Raw genomic sequence first — 16,377 nt, forward strand, 5'->3', positions numbered from 1 at the left:
CGCGCGGAGCGGTGTCTACACTCCGGTGCCATGCTGCAAACTCCGCGCAGGGCGCGTCAGGTGGCCGCCCTCAGCCTGGTGTTCGGTGCCGTGCTGCTGGCCGGGGCCGCGACCGGTGCCTGGGGCGACCCGGGCGACCCGCCGCGCCGCGCCTCCGCCGACGTCGCGCCGGCCGCCGCCGGGCTCCCGGCGGACCCGGCGGGCGCCGCGCTGTCCGAGCAGCAGGCCGAGCACCTGCTGGCGGCCGGCGGGGACCGCTGGGGCGCGTACTACAGCGCCCAGGAGTACGCCGAGTTCAGCCAGGGCCTGGACGGCCGCTACCCCGGGGTCGGCCTGTCGGTCGGCCGCGGCGAGGACGGCGTCACCGCCGTCTCCCAGGTCACCCCGGCCGGACCGGCCGCCGAGGCCGGGATCGCCCCCGGCGACCGGCTGCTGCGGATCGACCGGGACCAGGCCGACCGGCTGCCGGTCACCGAGGTGGTCGCCCGGCTGCGCGGGCAGGGTGACGAGCGCCGGGCCGGCTCCGAGGTCACGCTGGCCGTCCAGCGCGACGGCGGCGAGGTGCGCGAACTGCGGCTGCGGCGGGTGCTGCTGGACAGCACGCAGGTCACCGCCGAGCACCTGGACGGGGGCGTGCTGCGGATCACCGTCCGGGCCTTCACCAGCGGCGTGGCCGACCAGGTGCGTGCCGCGCTGCGCGCCCCGCACACCGGTACGGTGCTCGATCTGCGCGGCAACTCCGGCGGGTTGCTGGACGAGGCGGTCGGCACCGCCGGGAGCTTCCTGGACGGCGGCACCGTCGGCTCGTACCAGGAGCGCGGCGAGAAGCGGGAGTTGACCGCCCCGCCGGGCGGCGACCGGCGCACCCCGCTGGTGGTGCTGGTGGACGGCGGCACGATGAGCGCCGCCGAGCTGCTCGCCGGAGCCCTCCAGGACCGCAGCCGCGCCGTGGTGGTGGGCGCCCGGACCTTCGGCAAGGGCACCGTCCAGCAGCCCAGCAGGCTCGCCGACGGAGCGGTGCTGGAGCTGACCGTCGGCCGCTACTACACCCCGGCCGGCCGCTCCCTGGACGGCACCGGCCTGACCCCGGACGTCCCGGCCGCCGCGGGCGAGGACGCCGACGCCCTCGCCCTGCGCGTCCTGGCCGGGCTCGGGACCCGGTCCTGACCCGGCCGCCGGGCGGTAAAGCGGCTGCCCGATCCGGCGTCGAAGTGCGAGAATGGCCGCGCTATGGCAAAGGAAACCGGACACAAGCTGATCGCGCAGAACAAGAAGGCGCGACACGAGTACACGATCCTCGACACCTACGAGTGCGGCCTCGTACTCACCGGCACCGAGGTCAAGTCGCTGCGTGAGGGGCGGGCCAACCTGGTCGACGGCTACGCCTACATCCAGAACCGCGAGGCCTGGATCGACAACGTCTTCATCCCCGAGTACACCCAGGGGACGTGGACCAACCACGCGGCCCGGCGCAAGCGCAAGCTGCTGCTGCACAGGATGGAGATCCAGAAGATCGAGACCAAGGTCCGCGACGCGGGCCACACCCTGGTCCCGCTGTCCCTGTACTTCAAGGACGGCCGGGTCAAGCTCGAACTCGCGCTGGCGGTCGGCAAGAAGCTGTACGACAAGCGCCAGACGCTGCGGGAGAAGCAGGACACCCGGGAGACGGCGCGCGCCGTGGCGGCGGCCCGACGACGCCAGGGTTAATCCGCTGGACCCTCGCCCGTCGCCTCGCGTACTATGGCGCCAGCAACACGGACGGTCACCGTCCGAGCTGTTTCTCAAAAAAACATGGGGATGATCGGTTTCGACAGGGGATGTTGAAACAGGGGAAGCGAGCCGAGGAACGCGGCAATGATCTCGTTAACCACGTGTCGCAAAAAAATAATCGCCAACTCTAAGCGCGATTCCCAGCAGTTCGCTCTCGCTGCCTAATAAGCACCGATAGCGCTTGGGTGTCAGACCGGGGAGTTCCCGACCCGGACCCTGGCATAATCTAGGGAACTCAACCGTCCGCCCGGGCTGCGGGGGTGGATGGGAAATCAAACAGCAGCTGGGCCTGTTGGCGGCTTGTCCGCGTGACTGCCAGGGCCGAGAAAATCACAGCGGACTGCGCTCGGAGAAGCCCTGAATTAACTCCACTGGACCCGGGTTCGATTCCCGGCATCTCCACCACCCCATGTTCACACCGAAGGCCGTCCACCGCTGATGCGGAGGGCGGCCTTCGGATTTTGTACGTTCCGGAGCAGCGCGTGCGGGGGGTCGCGGCGTAGGATCATCCGTCCGCTCGTTTTCCGGAGCCGGATTCCGTCGCAACCACCGAGGCCATGCAGAGCAACACGGACACCACCCCCACCGCCGATCACGAGACCGTCCGGGCACGTGAGATCGCCGGTGAGCAGCAGCACCTCGACACCGTCTACCACCGGTTGGAGGAGAAGCTCGCCGAGGCGGAGTACATCCTGGAGGACGCCGCCAAGCGGGTCCAGGTCGGCACTCCCGGCGCGCTCGCCGAGCGCGACGCCCAGGTCTACCGGGCCGGCGCGCACCTCCAGCGGCTCAACAACGAGTTCGAGGACTTCCTCTTCGGCCGGATCGACCTCCAGCAGGCCGACGCCCCGGAGGAACACGGCATCCCCTCGAACACCCCGCTCGACCCGGCCGACCCGGCCGTCGCCGAGACCCTCCACATCGGCCGCCTCGGCGTGCTGGACGCCGAGTTCGGCCCGCTGGTGATCGACTGGCGGGCCCCGGCCGCCGCGCCGTTCTACCGCGCCACCCCGGTGGAGCCCGGCCGGGTGATCCGCCGCCGGGTGATCCGCTCCAAGGGCCGCAAGGTGATCGGCGTCGAGGACGACCTGCTGCGCCCCGACCTCACGCCGACCCTGGGCGGCCGGGAGCTGGCCGTGGTCGGCGACGGCGCGCTGATGGCCTCGCTCGGCCGCGCCCGCAGCCACTCCATGCGGGACATCGTCTCCTCCATCCAGAAGGAGCAGGACGAGGTGATCCGGGCCGCCGCGGCCGGGGCCACGCTCGTCACCGGCGGCCCCGGCACCGGCAAGACCGCCGTCGCCCTGCACCGCGCCGCGTACCTGCTCTACCAGGACCGCCGCCGCTACGCCGGGGGCATCCTGGTGGTCTCGCCCACCGCGCTGCTGGTCTCGTACACCGAGGGCGTGCTGCCCTCGCTGGGCGAGGAGGGCCAGGTCGCGATCCGCGCGGTCGGCTCGCTGGTGGACGGCATCGAGGCGGGCACCTACGACGCCCCGGAGGCGGCCCGGGTCAAGGGCTCGGCCCGGATGGTGCACCTGCTGCGCCGGGCCGCCCGGGCGGCGCTGGAGCTGGGCGCCCCGCAGGAGCTCAAGGTGGTCGCCCGCGGCGAGGTGCTGAAGCTGGACGCGGGCCGGCTCAGGGCCGTCCGCGGCAACGTGGTGGGCTCCGGCGGCACCCCGCTGAACCTGCTGCGCCCGCGCGCCCGCCGGCTGCTGCTGGACGCCCTGTGGCAGGAGGCCACCAGGCACCTGCCCAAGCCCACCGACCACTACAGCCGGGAGCAGCGCCAGGAGGAGAAGGAGTCCTTCGACGACTACGTCTCGGACGAGTCGTCGTTCCTGGACTTCCTGGACGCCTGGTGGCCGGCGCTGACCCCGCGCCGGGTGCTCGGCACGCTCAAGCAGACCCGGCACACCAACCGGATCGCCCGCCGCGCCGTGACCCCGGACGAGGCCAGGCTGCTGGCCGCCTCCTGGCGCCACCTGTCGCCGCGGGGCGAGGGCGAGCTGTCCGCGCACGACGTGGCGCTGGTGGACGAGCTGCAGCTGCTGCTCGGCGAGCCGGCCCGCCCGAAGGTCCGCGAGGTGGACGCGGTGGACCTGCTGAGCGGCCTGGAGGAGGTCACCACCTTCGCCGACCGCAACTCCCGCCAGCGCGAGCGCCTGCCGGTGGAGCGCAAGGAGTACGCGCACGTCATCGTGGACGAGGCCCAGGACCTCACCCCGATGCAGTGGCGGATGATCGGCCGGCGGTCCCGGATGGCGACCTGGACCATCGTGGGCGACCCGGCGCAGTCCTCCTGGCCGTTCCCCCAGGAGGCCCAGGCCGCGCTGGACGAGGTGCTGGCCGGCAAGCCGCGCCGCCGCTTCACGCTGACCGTCAACTACCGCAACCCGGCCGAGATCGCCGAGGTCGCGGCCAAGGTGCTGGCGCTGGCCGCGCCGGGCACGCCCTCGCCGAGCGCGGTGCGCCACGTGGGCGTGGAGCCGCGCTTCGCGGCCGTCACCGACCCCTCGCCGGAGGCCTTCGGCAAGGCCGCCCGGGGCGAGCTGGAGCGGCTGCTGGGCGAGGTGGACGGCACCGTGGCGATCGTGGTGCCGATGGACCGCCGGGCCGAGGCGGCGGGCTGGGCCGAGGGCCTGGGCGAGCGCGCGGTGGTGCTGGGCAGCCTGGAGGCGAAGGGCCTGGAGTACGACGCGACGGTGGTCGCCGACCCGACCGGCATCGCCGGCGAGTCGGAGGCGGGCCTGCGGGTGCTGTACGTGGCGCTCACCCGGGCGACCCAGCGGCTGACCGTGCTGTCCGGCCCTGACGACCTGCCGGACGCGGCCGGCGTGCCCGCGCTGCTGCACGGCTGACGCACCCACGACGAAGGCCCCTCACCGGTGGTGAGGGGCCTTCGGACGTTTACGACACCGACCCGCCATGCTCGCCTCGCGGCAAGTGGTCCCTCTGAGGGACGAAGGTTGGGCCCGGGGGCTTGGATCGAGCCGGTGTCCCGTCCAATGTAACGCATCGGCCGGGAGAGGCAAGGAGTGTGCGCCCGGAGACTGTGGGCGACGCGGTGGGCTTGTCGGATCCGCACACTCAATGAACGTTATTTCTGGCAACCCCTTGGAAGGTGCGACGATCGAGGTCTAGCATGCGCAGGCGATGCCTTCAACAAAATGTTGAGCCTGCGGGACAGACGGAAGAAGGAAGCGTCGATGGCGACGGTGCCCAGTGTCTCCAACTCGATCACGGTGCGACTGGAGGTCCCGGCCCGCGGCAACGCGGTCAGTGCGATCACCACGGCAGTGGAGTCCTCCGGCGGATCGGTGACCGGTCTCGACGTCACCGCCTCCGGCCTGGAGGCGCTGCGCATCGACGTGACCGTCGCGGCCTCCTCGGTGGCGCACGGCGAGGAGATCGTCGAGAAGCTCCGGGCGATCGACGGCGTGTCGATCGGCAAGGTCTCGGACCGCACCTTCCTGATGCACCTCGGCGGCAAGATCGAGATGTCCTCGAAGCTGCCGATCCGCAACCGAGACGACCTGAGCATGATCTACACCCCGGGCGTGGCCCGGGTCTGCATGGCGATCGCCGAGAACCCCGAGGACGCCCGCCGCCTGACCATCAAGCGCAACAGCGTCGCCGTGGTCACCGACGGCTCGGCGGTGCTGGGCCTGGGCAACATCGGCCCGGCGGCCGCGCTGCCCGTCATGGAGGGCAAGGCGGCCCTGTTCAAGCGCTTCGCCGGGATCGACGCGTGGCCGATCTGCCTGGACACCCAGGACAGCGACGAGATCGTCGCCATCGTCAAGGCGATCGCCCCCGGCTTCGCCGGCATCAACCTGGAGGACATCTCCGCGCCGCGCTGCTTCGAGATCGAGGCCCGGCTGCGCGAGGCCCTGGACATCCCGGTCTTCCACGACGACCAGCACGGCACCGCGATCGTGGTGCTGGCCGCCCTCACCAACGCGCTGAAGGTGGTCGGCAAGGAGATCGGCGACATCCGGGTGGTGATGTCGGGCGCCGGCGCCGCCGGTACCGCGATCCTCAAGCTGCTGCTGGCCGCCGGTGTCGAGCACGCCACCGTCGCCGACGTGCACGGCGTGGTCCACCTGGGCCGTGAGGACCTCAACGACAGCCTGCGCTGGATCGCCGAGCACACCAACCGCTCGGGCCGCACCGGCAGCCTCAAGGAGGCCGTGGCGGGCGCGGACGTCTTCATCGGCGTCTCGGCCCCGAACGTCCTGGACGGCGACGACCTGGCCACCATGGCGGAGCAGTCGATCGTCTTCGCGCTGGCCAACCCGGACCCGGAGGTCGACCCGGCCGTGGCCCGGCACACCGCCGCCGTGGTCGCCACCGGCCGCAGCGACTTCCCGAACCAGATCAACAACGTGCTGGTCTTCCCGGGTGTCTTCCGCGGCCTGCTGGACGCCCAGAGCCGCACGGTCAACACCGAGATGATGATCGCCGCGGCCCGCGCGCTGGCCACCACCGTCGCCGACGACGAGCTGAACGCCAACTACATCATCCCGAGCGTCTTCAACAAGGACGTCGCCAAGACCGTCGCCGCCGCGGTGCGCGAGGCGGCCCTGGCGGACGCCCAGGAGCCCGCGACGCCGTCCCGTCCGACCCCCGGCATCGTCGGCACCCTGGACACCTCGGCCTTCCCCACCGTCAAGCTCTGAGGGCCCGGCCGGGCCCCCGCGGGTCCGGCCCGGCGCCGCGTCGCCGTTCGGTCAAATGTCCGATTAGCGGCCATACCCGCCCAAGCCTGCCCCGAACCCTTGCGACACAAGGGCGAGGGGCGTGTTTGGGCTTGTCGTGCCTAGGGCGTACGGTAGCCCTGCACGGGGCAGGCGTGTCCGACAAGTACGGAACGTCCCCCTGGTCTTCCGGCGCGTCGTCCCGACCGCCGCCCTCGTCCGGTCCGCCGGAGCCGACGGAGCGTCACACCTCCGACGGACGGGCGATGTTCGGGTGGCTCGGCCGGGGCCCGATTGGCTTTCTCGGGGCCGGTCGGGGCAGGATTCGTTCCCAGGCAGGCGGGCGGGCCTTTTCGACGGCTCCGGCGCGCGGCATCGGGTACGGACCCGGCCTGCGACCACGCATTGCCTTGCATGAGCACAGTGTGCGGACCTGCGGCCCATCCGGGTGCCCCCCGGTGGGAGCACCGATGGGCCCCCGCACACCGCAAGCGAACAGACCACAGGAGTACACATGAACCGCAGTGAGCTGGTGGCCGCGCTGTCCGAGCGCGCCGAGGTGACCCGCAAGGACGCCGACGCCGTTCTGGCCGCCTTCGCCGAGATCGTCGGCGAGGTCGTCGCCAAGGGCGACGAGAAGGTCACCATCCCCGGTTTCCTGACCTTCGAGCGCACCCACCGCGCTGCCCGCACCGCCCGCAACCCGCAGACCGGTGAGCCGATCCAGATCGCGGCCGGCTACAGCGCCAAGGTGAGCGCCGGCTCCAAGCTGAAGGAAGCCGCCAAGGGCGCCTGATCCACCCTTGAACGCCCGAGAGGCCGGGCTCCCCACGGGGAGCCCGGCCTCTCGCCGTGTGCGCGGTCGTTACGCGTCGACCAGCTGCTCGCTGGGCAGCTCGACGTGGGCGCCGAGGTCCCGCAGCTTCTCCATGAAGTTCTCGTAGCCGCGGTTGATCAGGTCGATGCCGTGCACGGTCGAGGTGCCCTCGGCCGCCAGCGCCGCGATCAGGTACGAGAAGCCGCCGCGCAGGTCCGGGATGACCAGCTCGGCGCCCATCAGCTTGGACGGGCCGGAGACCACCGCGGAGTGCAGGAAGTTGCGCGCCCCGAAGCGGCACGGGGTGCCGCCCAGGCACTCGCGGTAGAGCTGGATGTGCGCGCCCATCTGGTTGAGCGCGCCGGTGAAGCCCAGGCGCGACTCGTACACCGTCTCGTGGACGATGGACAGGCCGGTGGCCTGGGTCAGCGCGACCACCAGCGGCTGCTGCCAGTCGGTCTGGAAGCCCGGGTGCACGTCCGTCTCCAGGGCGATCGCCTTGAGCTCGCCGCCCGGGTGCCAGAAGCGGATGCCCTCGTCGTCCACCTCGAAGGCGCCGCCGACCTTCCGGAAGGTGTTGAGGAAGGTCATCATCTCCAGCTGGCGGGCGCCGCGGACGTAGATGTCGCCCTTGGTGGCGAGCGCCGCGCAGGCCCAGGAGGCGGCCTCCAGGCGGTCCGGGAGGGCCCGGTGGTTGTAGCCGTTCAGCTCGTCCACACCGGTGATCAGGATGGTGCGGTCGGTGCCCAGGGTGATGATCGCGCCCATCTTCTGCAGCACGCAGATCAGGTCGACGATCTCCGGCTCGATGGCCGCGTTGCGCAGCTCGGTGACGCCCTCGGCGAGGACGGCGGTGAGCAGCACCTGCTCGGTCGCGCCGACCGAGGGGTAGGGCAGCTCGATCTTGGTGCCGCGCAGCCGCTGCGGGGCGACCAGGTAGGTGCCCTGCGGGTGCTTCTCGATGCTGGCGCCGAACTGGCGCAGCACCTCGAAGTGGAAGTCGACCGGGCGGCCGCCGATGTCGCAGCCGCCCAGGCCCGGGATGAAGGCGTGGCCGAGGCGGTGCAGCAGCGGGCCGCAGAACAGGATCGGGATCCGCGAGGAGCCGGCGTGGGCGTCGATGTCGGCGACGTTGGCGCTCTCGACGTGCGAGGGGTCGAGGATCAGCTCGCCGTCCTCGTCGCCGGTGCGCACGGTCACGCCGTGGAGCTGCAGCAGGCCGCGGACCACCTTGACGTCGCGGATGTCCGGGACGTTGCGCAGTCTGCTGGGGCCCTGGCCGAGGAGGGCGGCGACCATGGCCTTGGGGACCAGGTTCTTCGCTCCGCGGACGCGGATCTCGCCTTCGAGCGGGTTTCCGCCGTGGACCAGCAGGACGTCGTCGGTCATCGTTCTCGCAATCCGGGGTGCCAGAGGAGTGGGAACGGCTCCGGTGACGGAGCCGCTGGTGGACCGGTGGTACGGGCGTACGGGCGCGTTCGGGCCCCCGGAGAATCCGAGTCGGCACCGTAGAGGGGCGTCCACCATCCGTAGATGGTAGTGGGCGTCCCGGTGGTTCCCGTTTGCCTCTCCCGTGATGGTGCTCTCTTCGGCCCCGCTCCCGCCCGCCGGTACGGCCGTACGGGTGTTCGTCCGGCGTGGCGGGGTTTCGGGTGTTGCGGTGTCCGACCGGTGCCGTTCTGCGGGATCATGTGTGGCATGACGGCGGCCCATTCGCACGGAGGCCGGTCGCACACCGGCCGTCTGCTCGTCGCGACGCCCGTGCTCACCGACCCGAACTTCGCCCGGGCGGTGGTGCTGCTCCTCGACCACGACACCGAGGGGGCGCTCGGCGTGGTGCTCAACCGGCCGACGCCGGTCGAGGTGGGCAGTGTGCTGGACGGCTGGGGCAGACTCGTCGGGCAGCCCGCGGTGGTCTTCCAGGGCGGACCGGTGGCGCTGGACTCGGCGCTCGGCCTGGCGGTCGCGCCGGGGGAGCCGGGCAGCGGCGAGCCGCTCGGCTGGCGCCGGGTGCACGGCGCGATCGGCCTGGTCGACCTGGAGGCGCCGCCCGAGGTGCTGGCCGGGGAGCTGGGGAGCCTGCGGATCTTCGCCGGGTACGCCGGCTGGTCGCCGGGCCAGCTGGAGACGGAGCTGGAGAGCGGCGCCTGGTACCTGGTGGACTGCGAGCCCGGGGACGTCTCCAGCCCCGAGCCGGAGCGGCTCTGGCGCTCGGTGCTGCGCCGCCAGCGCGGCCCGCTGGCCCTGCTGGCGACCTACCCGGACGACCCGACGATGAACTGAGCGCGGGCCCGTGGAACCCCGGCCGCGGCGCGACACTGGCCCGGTTTCCCGGGGCGCCCATAGACTTGGCACCTATGAGCACTCTTGAGCCCGAGCGCGGCCTCGGCACCGGCACCCTGGTCGAGCCCGTCCCGCAGGTGTCCAACGGGGACGGCGACCACGAGCGCTTCGCGCACTACGTCCAGAAGGACAAGATCATGGAGAGCGCGCTCTCCGGGTCCCCCGTCGTGGCGCTGTGCGGCAAGGTGTGGGTGCCCGGGCGCGACCCGAAGAAGTACCCGGTCTGCCCGATGTGCAAGGAGATCTACGACGGCATCGGCAAGCCGCAGGGCGGCGACGGGGACAAGGACAAGTAGTCCGCCGTCCGGCCCCTCGCCGTTCGCGGAACACCGTTTTGCATAGCACCGCGTTTCCGAAGTGGTCTATGCCAATCGTTCCGGGCCTGGGCAGGATGTCGGAATGGACCTCATTCCCGCACCTTCGAGTGCCGTCCGGCGCCCGGGCGAGGACTTCCCGCTCGACGCCGCCACCACGCTGACCGCGCCGCCCGGGCTGGCCGACGCCGAGCGGTGGCTGCGCGGCACGCTGACCGCCGCCACCGGTCTGCCGCTCGCCCCGGGCCGGCCGGGCACCGGCGTCGAACTGGTCCTGGACGACACCCTGGCCGCCGAGGCGTACCGGATCACGGTGCGCCCCGGCCACGCCCGGCTCGCCGCGGGCGGCCCGGTCGGCGCCCTGTGGGCGGCCCAGACCCTGCGGCAGCTGCTCGGGCCCGACGCCTACCGCCGCGCCCCGCTGCGCGGCGAGGGCTGGGTGCTGCCGGGCGCGGACATCGCGGACGCGCCCCGGTTCGGCTGGCGCGGCGCGCTGCTCGACGTCGCCCGGCACTTCCTGCCCAAGGCGGACGTGCTGCGCTTCGTCGACCTGCTGGCCGCGCACAAGCTCAACGTGCTGCACCTGCACCTGACCGACGACCAGGGCTGGCGGGTGGAGATCAAGCGCTACCCGAGGCTCACCGAGCGCGGCGCCTGGCGGGAGCGCTCGATGGTCGGCGACCGGTCCGGGCAGCGCCGGGACGACCGCCCGCACGGCGGCTACTACACCCAGGACGACCTGCGCGAGATCGTCGCCTACGCGGCCGCGCGCGGGATCACCGTCGTCCCGGAGATCGACCTGCCCGGCCACACCCAGGCCGCCGTCGCCGCCTACCCCGAGCTGGGTAACACCGACGTGGTGGACACCGCCGCGCTCGGCGTCTGGACGGACTGGGGGGTGAGCCACCACGTGCTCAACGCCTCCGAGGAGACCCTGCGCTTCTTCGAGGGGGTGCTGGAGGAGGTCCTGGAGCTGTTCCCGTCCGAGTTCATCCACCTCGGCGGTGACGAGTGCCCCAAGGAGCAGTGGAAGGACAGCGCCGCCGCCCAGGCCCGGATCCGCGAGCTGGGCCTGGCCAACGAGGACGAGCTGCAGAGCCACCTGATCCGGCACTTCGACCGCTGGCTGGCCGGGCGCGGCCGCCGGCTGATCGGCTGGGACGAGATCCTGGAGGGCGGGCTGGCCCCCGGCGCGGCGGTCTCCTCCTGGCGCGGGTTCGGGGGCGGGATCGCCGCCGCGAAGGCCGGGCACGACGTGGTGATGTGCCCCGAGCAGCACGTCTACTTCGACCACCGGCAGGCGGACGGCCCGGACGAGCCGATCCCGGTCGGCTTCGTGCGCACGCTGGAGGACGTCTACCGCTTCGAGCCCGTGCCGGAGCAACTGGACGGGGACGCGGCCCGGCGCGTCATCGGCACCCAGGCCAACCTGTGGAGCGAGTTCACGGACAGCGCCCGGGACATCGACTACCGGGTCTTCCCCCGGCTGGTCGCCTTCGCCGAGGTCGCCTGGTCCGCGCTGCCGACCGTGCCGGCCGAGCGCGACTACGCCGACTTCGAGCGGCGGCTGCGCGGCCACCTGGCGGTGCTGGACGCGCTGGGGGTCGAGTACCGCCCGGCCGACGGGCCGCACCCCTGGCAGCGCCGGCCGGGGGTGGCGGGGCGGCCGATCGAGGGGCCGCCGCCGGTGCGCTGAGGCGGTGCGGGCGGTGCGCTGATGTGTCCGTCGGGAACTTATGGACGGTCATCTGACGTCAAGAAGAGATGAACATCTGTCCCGGCCCTGTTCGGGTCGGGGCAGATACCGCCCGGTATCCGTCCCAATCGGGCAGTCCCGTTCACCGGTCCCGAAATGATCATCGAGCATTGTGTGCCAGAGTTGCCCAACCCGGCCCGATCGCCCGTACCCTACGGCCAGGCCGGGCTGCTGACGCGGACAGTGCGGCCACGGCCGCGGGCGGCTGGCGATCGATGAGCAAGTGGAGCACGGTGGGACCCAGGTGAACCGGACGATCATGCTGCCGGCCTCGCTCGACGAGGCCGTCGACGCGCTGGCCGCCGCCCCGGCCGCGGTACCGGTGGCCGGAGCCACCGACCTCATGGAAGCCGTCAACGCCGGACGGCTGCGCCCCGCCGCCCTGGTCGGCCTCGGCCGGATCACCGAACTGCGCGGCTGGCGCTACGAGGACGGCGGCACCGCGGTGCTCGGCGCCGGACTCACCCACGCCCGGATGGACCGCCCCGACTTCGCCGCGCTCATCCCCGCCCTCGCCGACGCCGCCCGCACCGCCGGCCCGCCGCAGGTCCGCAACGTCGGCACCCTCGGCGGCAACATCGTCACCGCCGCCCCGGCCGGCGACACCCTCCCGGTGCTCGCCGCCCTGGAGGCCAGCGTCACCCTGGCCCGGGCCGGCGCCAGCCGCGAGGTACCGGTCAGTCACCTGCTCACCGGCCTCGACCCGGTGCGCCCCGGCGAACTGCTCACCTGGGTGCGGGTCCCGCTGCTGCACGCCCCCCAGGTCTTCCTCAAGGCCACCGGCCGCAGCGGCCCGGCCCGCGCCACCGCCTCCGTCGCGCTCGTCCTCGACCCGGCCCGGCGCGCCGTGCGCTGCGCCGTCGGGGCCGTCGCCCCGGTGCCGCTGCGCCCGCTGGAGGCCGAGGCCTGGGTGGCCGGCTGCATCGACTGGGACGGCAGCCGGGAGATCGACCCGGCCGCGGGCGCCGCCTTCGGCGAGTACGTCGCCGCCGCCTGCGTCCCCGACAACTACGGCGCCGAGGGCGCCTGGGAGGCCGTGACCGAGGGGCCGACCGCGGCGGCCGTTCGGCTGCGGCGTACCGTATCGGTGCTGGCCCGACGGGCACTGGGAAGGGCGCTGAAGTGACCACAGACCCCATCGAGACCCTCGACGCCGACCCGCTCGGCCTCACCCCGCAGGTCAGCCGGGAGCTGCGCCCGTGCGCCTCCTACACGCTGCGGGTCAACGGTTTCGAACGGCCCGTCACCGACGCCTGGATCGGCGAGAGCCTGCTCTACGTGTTGCGCGAGCGGCTCGGCCTGGCCGGTGCCAAGGACGGCTGCGAGCAGGGCGAGTGCGGGGCCTGCTCGGTGCAGGTCGACGGCCAGCTGGTGGCCGGCTGCCTGGTGCCCGCCGCGCTGGCCGCCGACAGCGAGATCAACACCGTCGAGGGCCTGTCGGCCGGCGGCGGCGCGAGCGACGTCCAGCAGGCACTGGCCGCCTCCGGCGCCGTGCAGTGCGGCTACTGCACCCCCGGCATGGCGATGGCCGTGCACGACCTGCTCCAGCGCAACCACCGGCCCACCGAGGTCGAGGCCCGGCAGGCGCTGTGCGGCAACCTGTGTCGCTGCACCGGCTACCGCGGCGTGCTGGCCGCCGTCCAGACCGTCGCGGACGCCCGGGCGCTGGAGGTCGAGGAAGCCGAGGAGGCCGCCGCCGCGGCCGCCGGGGCGAACACCGCCGAACCGGCCGCCGAGGCCGGGGCCGCGCCCGCCGACCGGCCCGCCGCGGCCGAGCCGGAGCCCGTCGTCGAACCGCCGGTCTACACCGACGCCGACGCCTGGATCGAGCACGTCCCGCAGCCGCCCGTCGAGCCCGCCCCCGTGCCCGCCCAGGCCCCGGCCCCGGCCGAGCAGCCGTACGGCGACGCGGGCTACGACACCGGCGTGTACGACACCTCCGCGCTGACCGGGATGCAGCCCGGCATCCCCGCCCAGGCCGCCGGCGACCAGGTGTACTACCCGCCGCAGGGCTACCCCGAGCAGACCTACCAGGCCACCCCGGCGCACGGCACCTACGTGCCGGCCGGCTACCCGGACGGCCACCAGCAGCACCCCGGCTACGACACCGGCTACGACGCCCCGGTCTACGAGCCGACCCCCGCGCACGGCACCCCGCTGCCCGGCACCGCCCACGACGGCACGCCCGCGCACGGCACCCCGTACGCGGACCCGCACGGCGCCCCGGCCGAGGCCGGCGTCCCGACCGGCGTCCCCTACGGCGCCACCCCCGCCCACGGCATCCGGCTCCCCGAGGACGACCACGCATCATGACGTCGCCTACCGACATCGGCGCAGCACTCCAGCAGGACGCCGGCGAGGGCGGCGCCGCACCGGAGCCGTTCGGCCTCGGCAGCTCCCCGCTGCGCAGCGACGCGCTGCCCAAGGCGCTCGGCATCTACCCGTACGCGGCCGACCTGTGGGCCGAGGGGCTGCTGTGGGGCGCGGTGCTGCGCTCGCCGCACCCGCACGCCCGGATCCGCGGCATCGACACCTCGGCCGCGCTCGCCCTGCCCGGGGTGCACGCCGTGGTCACCGCCGCCGACCTGCCGCCCGGCCCGGACGGCCTGCCGGACGGCGCCCCGGCCGGCCCGATCGTCGCCGACCGCCCGGTGCTGGCCGCCGGGGTGGTGCGCCACCACGGCGAGCCGATCGCCGCGGTCGCCGCCGACCACCCCGACACCGCCCGGCTGGCCGTCGGCCTGATCGCGGTCGACTACGAGCCGCTGGAGGCGGTCACCGACCCCGAGCAGTCCTTCACCGCGCCGGCGCTGCACCCGGACGGCAACCTGTTCCGCCACCTGCCGCTGCGCACCGGGGACCCGGACGCGGCCGGCGAGATCATCGTCGAGGGCCTCTACCAGGTCGGCCGACAGGACCCGGCGCCGCTCGGCGCCGAGGCCGGGCTGGCCGTGCCGCGCCCGGACGGCGGCGTCGAGCTGCACCTGTCCTCCACCGACCCGCACGGCGACCGTGACCGCACCGCCGCCTGCCTGGGCCTGGAGCCGGACCGGGTCCGCCTGGTGGTCACCGGCGTGCCCGGCGCCACCACCGACCGCGAGGACCTCTCCTTCCAGGTCACCCTGGCGCTGCTGGCGCTGCGCACCGGCCGCCCGGTGAAGATGACCCTCACCCGCGAGGAGTCCTTCCACACCCACGCCTCGCGCCACCCCGCGCTGCTGCGCTACCGCCACCACGCCGACGCCGACGGCACCCTGGTGAAGGTGGAGGCGCAGATCCTGCTGGACGGCGGCGCCTACGCGGACGTCTCCGCCGAGGCGCTGGCCGCCGCGACGGCCTTCTCGGTCGGCCCGTACGTCTGCCCGAACGTGTTCGTGGACGCCTGGGCGGTGCGCACCAACAACCCGCCGGCCGGGCGGATGCGCGGCGAGGGCGCGCTCCAGGCCTGCTTCGCCTACGAGTCGCAGCTGGACCAGCTGGCCGCCCGGGTGGGCGTGGACCCGGTGGAGATCCGCCGCCGCAACGCGATGTCCACCGGCGACCCGCTGCCCACCGGACAGGCCGTCACCTGCCCGGCCCCGGTGAAAGCCTTGCTGGACGCGGTGGCCGCCGAGCCGCTGCCGGCCCTGCCGGTGGACGACCCGGACGCCGAGTGGCTGCTGCCGGGCGGTCCCGGCGGGGCGGGCGACCCGTCCGCCGTGCGGCGCGGGATCGGCTACGCCGTCGGCATGGTGCACATGCTGGGCGCCGAGGGCGAGGACGAGGTCTCCACCGCCACGGTGCGGGTCAGCGGCGACCACGCCACGGTGATCTGCGCGGCCGTCGACGCCGGGCAGGGCTTCGCCACGCTGGCCCGGCAGATCGTGCAGACCGTACTGGGCGTCAGCGAGGTCTACATCGCGCCGGCCGACAGCGACCAGTCGATCGCCGGGCCCGCCGCCCGGGGCCGGCACACCTGGGTCTCCGGCGGCGCGGTCGAGCGGGCCGCGCTGATGGTGCGCCACCAGCTGCTGCAGCCGATCGCGGCCAACTTCGGGATGTCGGTGGAGCTGCTGCAGATCGCCGACGGCAAGATCACCTCCTACGACGGGGTGCTCGGCATGCCGGTCGCGGAGGCGCTGGAGGGCAAGGAGCTCTGGGCCACCGCGCAGTGCCGCCCGCACCCGACCGAGCCGCTGGACGAGTCCGGGCACGGCGACGCCTTCGTCTCCATCTCCTTCTGCGCGATGCGCGCGGTGGTGGACGTGGACATCGAGCTGGGGGCCGTCCGGGTGGTCGAGATGACCGTCGCCCAGGACGTCGGCCGGGCGCTGAACCCGCGCCAGATCGAGGACCGGATCGAGGCGGGCGTGGCCCAGGGCGTGGGCCTGGCGCTGATGGAGGACCTGCAGACCACCGGCGGGGTGCTGGGCAACCCCTCGCTCACCGGCTACCGGCTGCCGACCTCGCTGGACACCCCGGAGGTGCGGATCGCCGCACTGCTGGAGGAACGGGACGTGGTCGCCACCTTCGGGGCCAAGGCGGTCAGCGCCGTGCCCGCGGTGGTCGCCCCCTCGGCCGTCGCCGCCGCCGTCCGGGCCGCCACCGGCCTGCCGGTCGGCCGGCTGCCGATCCGCGCGGAGGACGCCGTCACGGCCTGAGCCGGGCACCGACCGGCCGCCGCCCGGCGCGGCGGCC

The 16,377-nt window shown here is 73.6% G+C and carries 12 protein-coding genes and 1 other RNA gene; 12 read left to right on the forward strand and 1 reads right to left on the reverse strand.

Translation table 11 applies throughout. The features are described 5' to 3' along the window. The first annotated feature begins 30 nt into the window (after positions 1-30). The 6 genes from ACFVXG_RS23575 to ACFVXG_RS23600 all read left to right on the forward strand — a co-directional run bounded on the left by ACFVXG_RS23575 (position 31) and on the right by ACFVXG_RS23600 (position 7,266). Positions 31-1,167: a S41 family peptidase gene (locus ACFVXG_RS23575; protein WP_387930373.1), complete on the forward strand. Its 1,137-nt coding sequence runs from the start codon at positions 31-33 to the stop codon at positions 1,165-1,167. Between the two features lie 63 nt (positions 1,168-1,230). After that, on the forward strand, positions 1,231-1,707 hold the full coding sequence (gene smpB, locus ACFVXG_RS23580; RefSeq protein WP_350504740.1) for an SsrA-binding protein SmpB: 477 nt from the start codon (positions 1,231-1,233) through the stop codon (positions 1,705-1,707). A gap of 86 nt (positions 1,708-1,793) precedes the next feature. Continuing rightward, positions 1,794-2,175: a transfer-messenger RNA gene (gene ssrA / locus ACFVXG_RS23585) on the forward strand. Between the two features lie 152 nt (positions 2,176-2,327). Further along, the gene (locus ACFVXG_RS23590; RefSeq protein WP_387930374.1) at positions 2,328-4,631 is read left to right on the forward strand and encodes a HelD family protein; all 2,304 of its coding nucleotides are present in this window, start codon (positions 2,328-2,330) and stop codon (positions 4,629-4,631) included. 348 nt (positions 4,632-4,979) lie between these two features. Continuing rightward, positions 4,980-6,452 (forward strand): NAD-dependent malic enzyme, encoded by a 1,473-nt coding sequence (locus ACFVXG_RS23595; protein ID WP_387930375.1) that lies wholly within the window; start codon positions 4,980-4,982, stop codon positions 6,450-6,452. Between the two features lie 532 nt (positions 6,453-6,984). Beyond that, positions 6,985-7,266 (forward strand): HU family DNA-binding protein, encoded by a 282-nt coding sequence (locus ACFVXG_RS23600; protein ID WP_030059737.1) that lies wholly within the window; start codon positions 6,985-6,987, stop codon positions 7,264-7,266. Between the two features lie 69 nt (positions 7,267-7,335). On the opposite strand, the gene murA is transcribed toward ACFVXG_RS23600, so the two are convergent. Beyond that, positions 7,336-8,676, reverse strand: a complete 1,341-nt coding sequence (gene murA / locus ACFVXG_RS23605; protein WP_387930376.1) for a UDP-N-acetylglucosamine 1-carboxyvinyltransferase — start codon at positions 8,674-8,676, stop codon at positions 7,336-7,338. Positions 8,677-8,976: 300 nt separating this feature from the next. Between murA and ACFVXG_RS23610 the strand changes: the two genes are divergently transcribed. From ACFVXG_RS23610 to ACFVXG_RS23635, 6 genes are all read left to right on the forward strand, one after another. Continuing rightward, the gene (locus ACFVXG_RS23610; protein ID WP_387930377.1) at positions 8,977-9,570 is read left to right on the forward strand and encodes a YqgE/AlgH family protein; all 594 of its coding nucleotides are present in this window, start codon (positions 8,977-8,979) and stop codon (positions 9,568-9,570) included. 74 nt (positions 9,571-9,644) lie between these two features. Then, positions 9,645-9,926, forward strand: coding sequence for a DUF3039 domain-containing protein (locus tag ACFVXG_RS23615; protein ID WP_350504745.1), 282 nt, complete (start codon positions 9,645-9,647; stop codon positions 9,924-9,926). Between the two features lie 103 nt (positions 9,927-10,029). Next, entirely contained in the window at positions 10,030-11,640 is a 1,611-nt protein-coding gene (locus ACFVXG_RS23620) for a beta-N-acetylhexosaminidase (RefSeq protein WP_387930378.1), read from the forward strand. Positions 11,641-11,959: 319 nt separating this feature from the next. Further along, on the forward strand, positions 11,960-12,826 hold the full coding sequence (locus tag ACFVXG_RS23625) for a xanthine dehydrogenase family protein subunit M (RefSeq protein ID WP_223242080.1): 867 nt from the start codon (positions 11,960-11,962) through the stop codon (positions 12,824-12,826). Beyond that, positions 12,823-14,013, forward strand: a complete 1,191-nt coding sequence (locus tag ACFVXG_RS23630; protein WP_387930379.1) for a 2Fe-2S iron-sulfur cluster-binding protein — start codon at positions 12,823-12,825, stop codon at positions 14,011-14,013. The genes ACFVXG_RS23625 and ACFVXG_RS23630 overlap by 4 nt, the downstream gene beginning before the upstream one ends. Then, positions 14,010-16,340, forward strand: coding sequence for a xanthine dehydrogenase family protein molybdopterin-binding subunit (locus ACFVXG_RS23635; RefSeq protein ID WP_387930380.1), 2,331 nt, complete (start codon positions 14,010-14,012; stop codon positions 16,338-16,340). Before ACFVXG_RS23630 ends, ACFVXG_RS23635 begins: the two co-directional genes overlap by 4 nt. The last annotated feature ends 37 nt before the right edge of the window (positions 16,341-16,377 follow it).

Source organism: Kitasatospora sp. NPDC058162, assembly GCF_042884005.1.
In the GTDB taxonomy this organism is placed as follows: domain Bacteria; phylum Actinomycetota; class Actinomycetes; order Streptomycetales; family Streptomycetaceae; genus Kitasatospora.

Bases quoted from the DNA above. Each gene is read 5' to 3' on its own strand.
- ACFVXG_RS23575 (WP_387930373.1), top strand. From the start codon at position 31: ATGCTGCAAACTCCGCGCAGGGCGCGTCAGGTGGCCGCCCTCAGCCTG.
- smpB (WP_350504740.1), top strand. From the start codon at position 1,231: ATGGCAAAGGAAACCGGACACAAGCTGATCGCGCAGAACAAGAAGGCG.
- ACFVXG_RS23590 (WP_387930374.1), top strand. From the start codon at position 2,328: ATGCAGAGCAACACGGACACCACCCCCACCGCCGATCACGAGACCGTC.
- ACFVXG_RS23595 (WP_387930375.1), top strand. From the start codon at position 4,980: ATGGCGACGGTGCCCAGTGTCTCCAACTCGATCACGGTGCGACTGGAG.
- ACFVXG_RS23600 (WP_030059737.1), top strand. From the start codon at position 6,985: ATGAACCGCAGTGAGCTGGTGGCCGCGCTGTCCGAGCGCGCCGAGGTG.
- murA (WP_387930376.1), bottom strand. From the start codon at position 8,676: ATGACCGACGACGTCCTGCTGGTCCACGGCGGAAACCCGCTCGAAGGC.
- ACFVXG_RS23610 (WP_387930377.1), top strand. From the start codon at position 8,977: ATGTGTGGCATGACGGCGGCCCATTCGCACGGAGGCCGGTCGCACACC.
- ACFVXG_RS23615 (WP_350504745.1), top strand. From the start codon at position 9,645: ATGAGCACTCTTGAGCCCGAGCGCGGCCTCGGCACCGGCACCCTGGTC.
- ACFVXG_RS23620 (WP_387930378.1), top strand. From the start codon at position 10,030: ATGGACCTCATTCCCGCACCTTCGAGTGCCGTCCGGCGCCCGGGCGAG.
- ACFVXG_RS23625 (WP_223242080.1), top strand. From the start codon at position 11,960: ATGCTGCCGGCCTCGCTCGACGAGGCCGTCGACGCGCTGGCCGCCGCC.
- ACFVXG_RS23635 (WP_387930380.1), top strand. From the start codon at position 14,010: ATGACGTCGCCTACCGACATCGGCGCAGCACTCCAGCAGGACGCCGGC.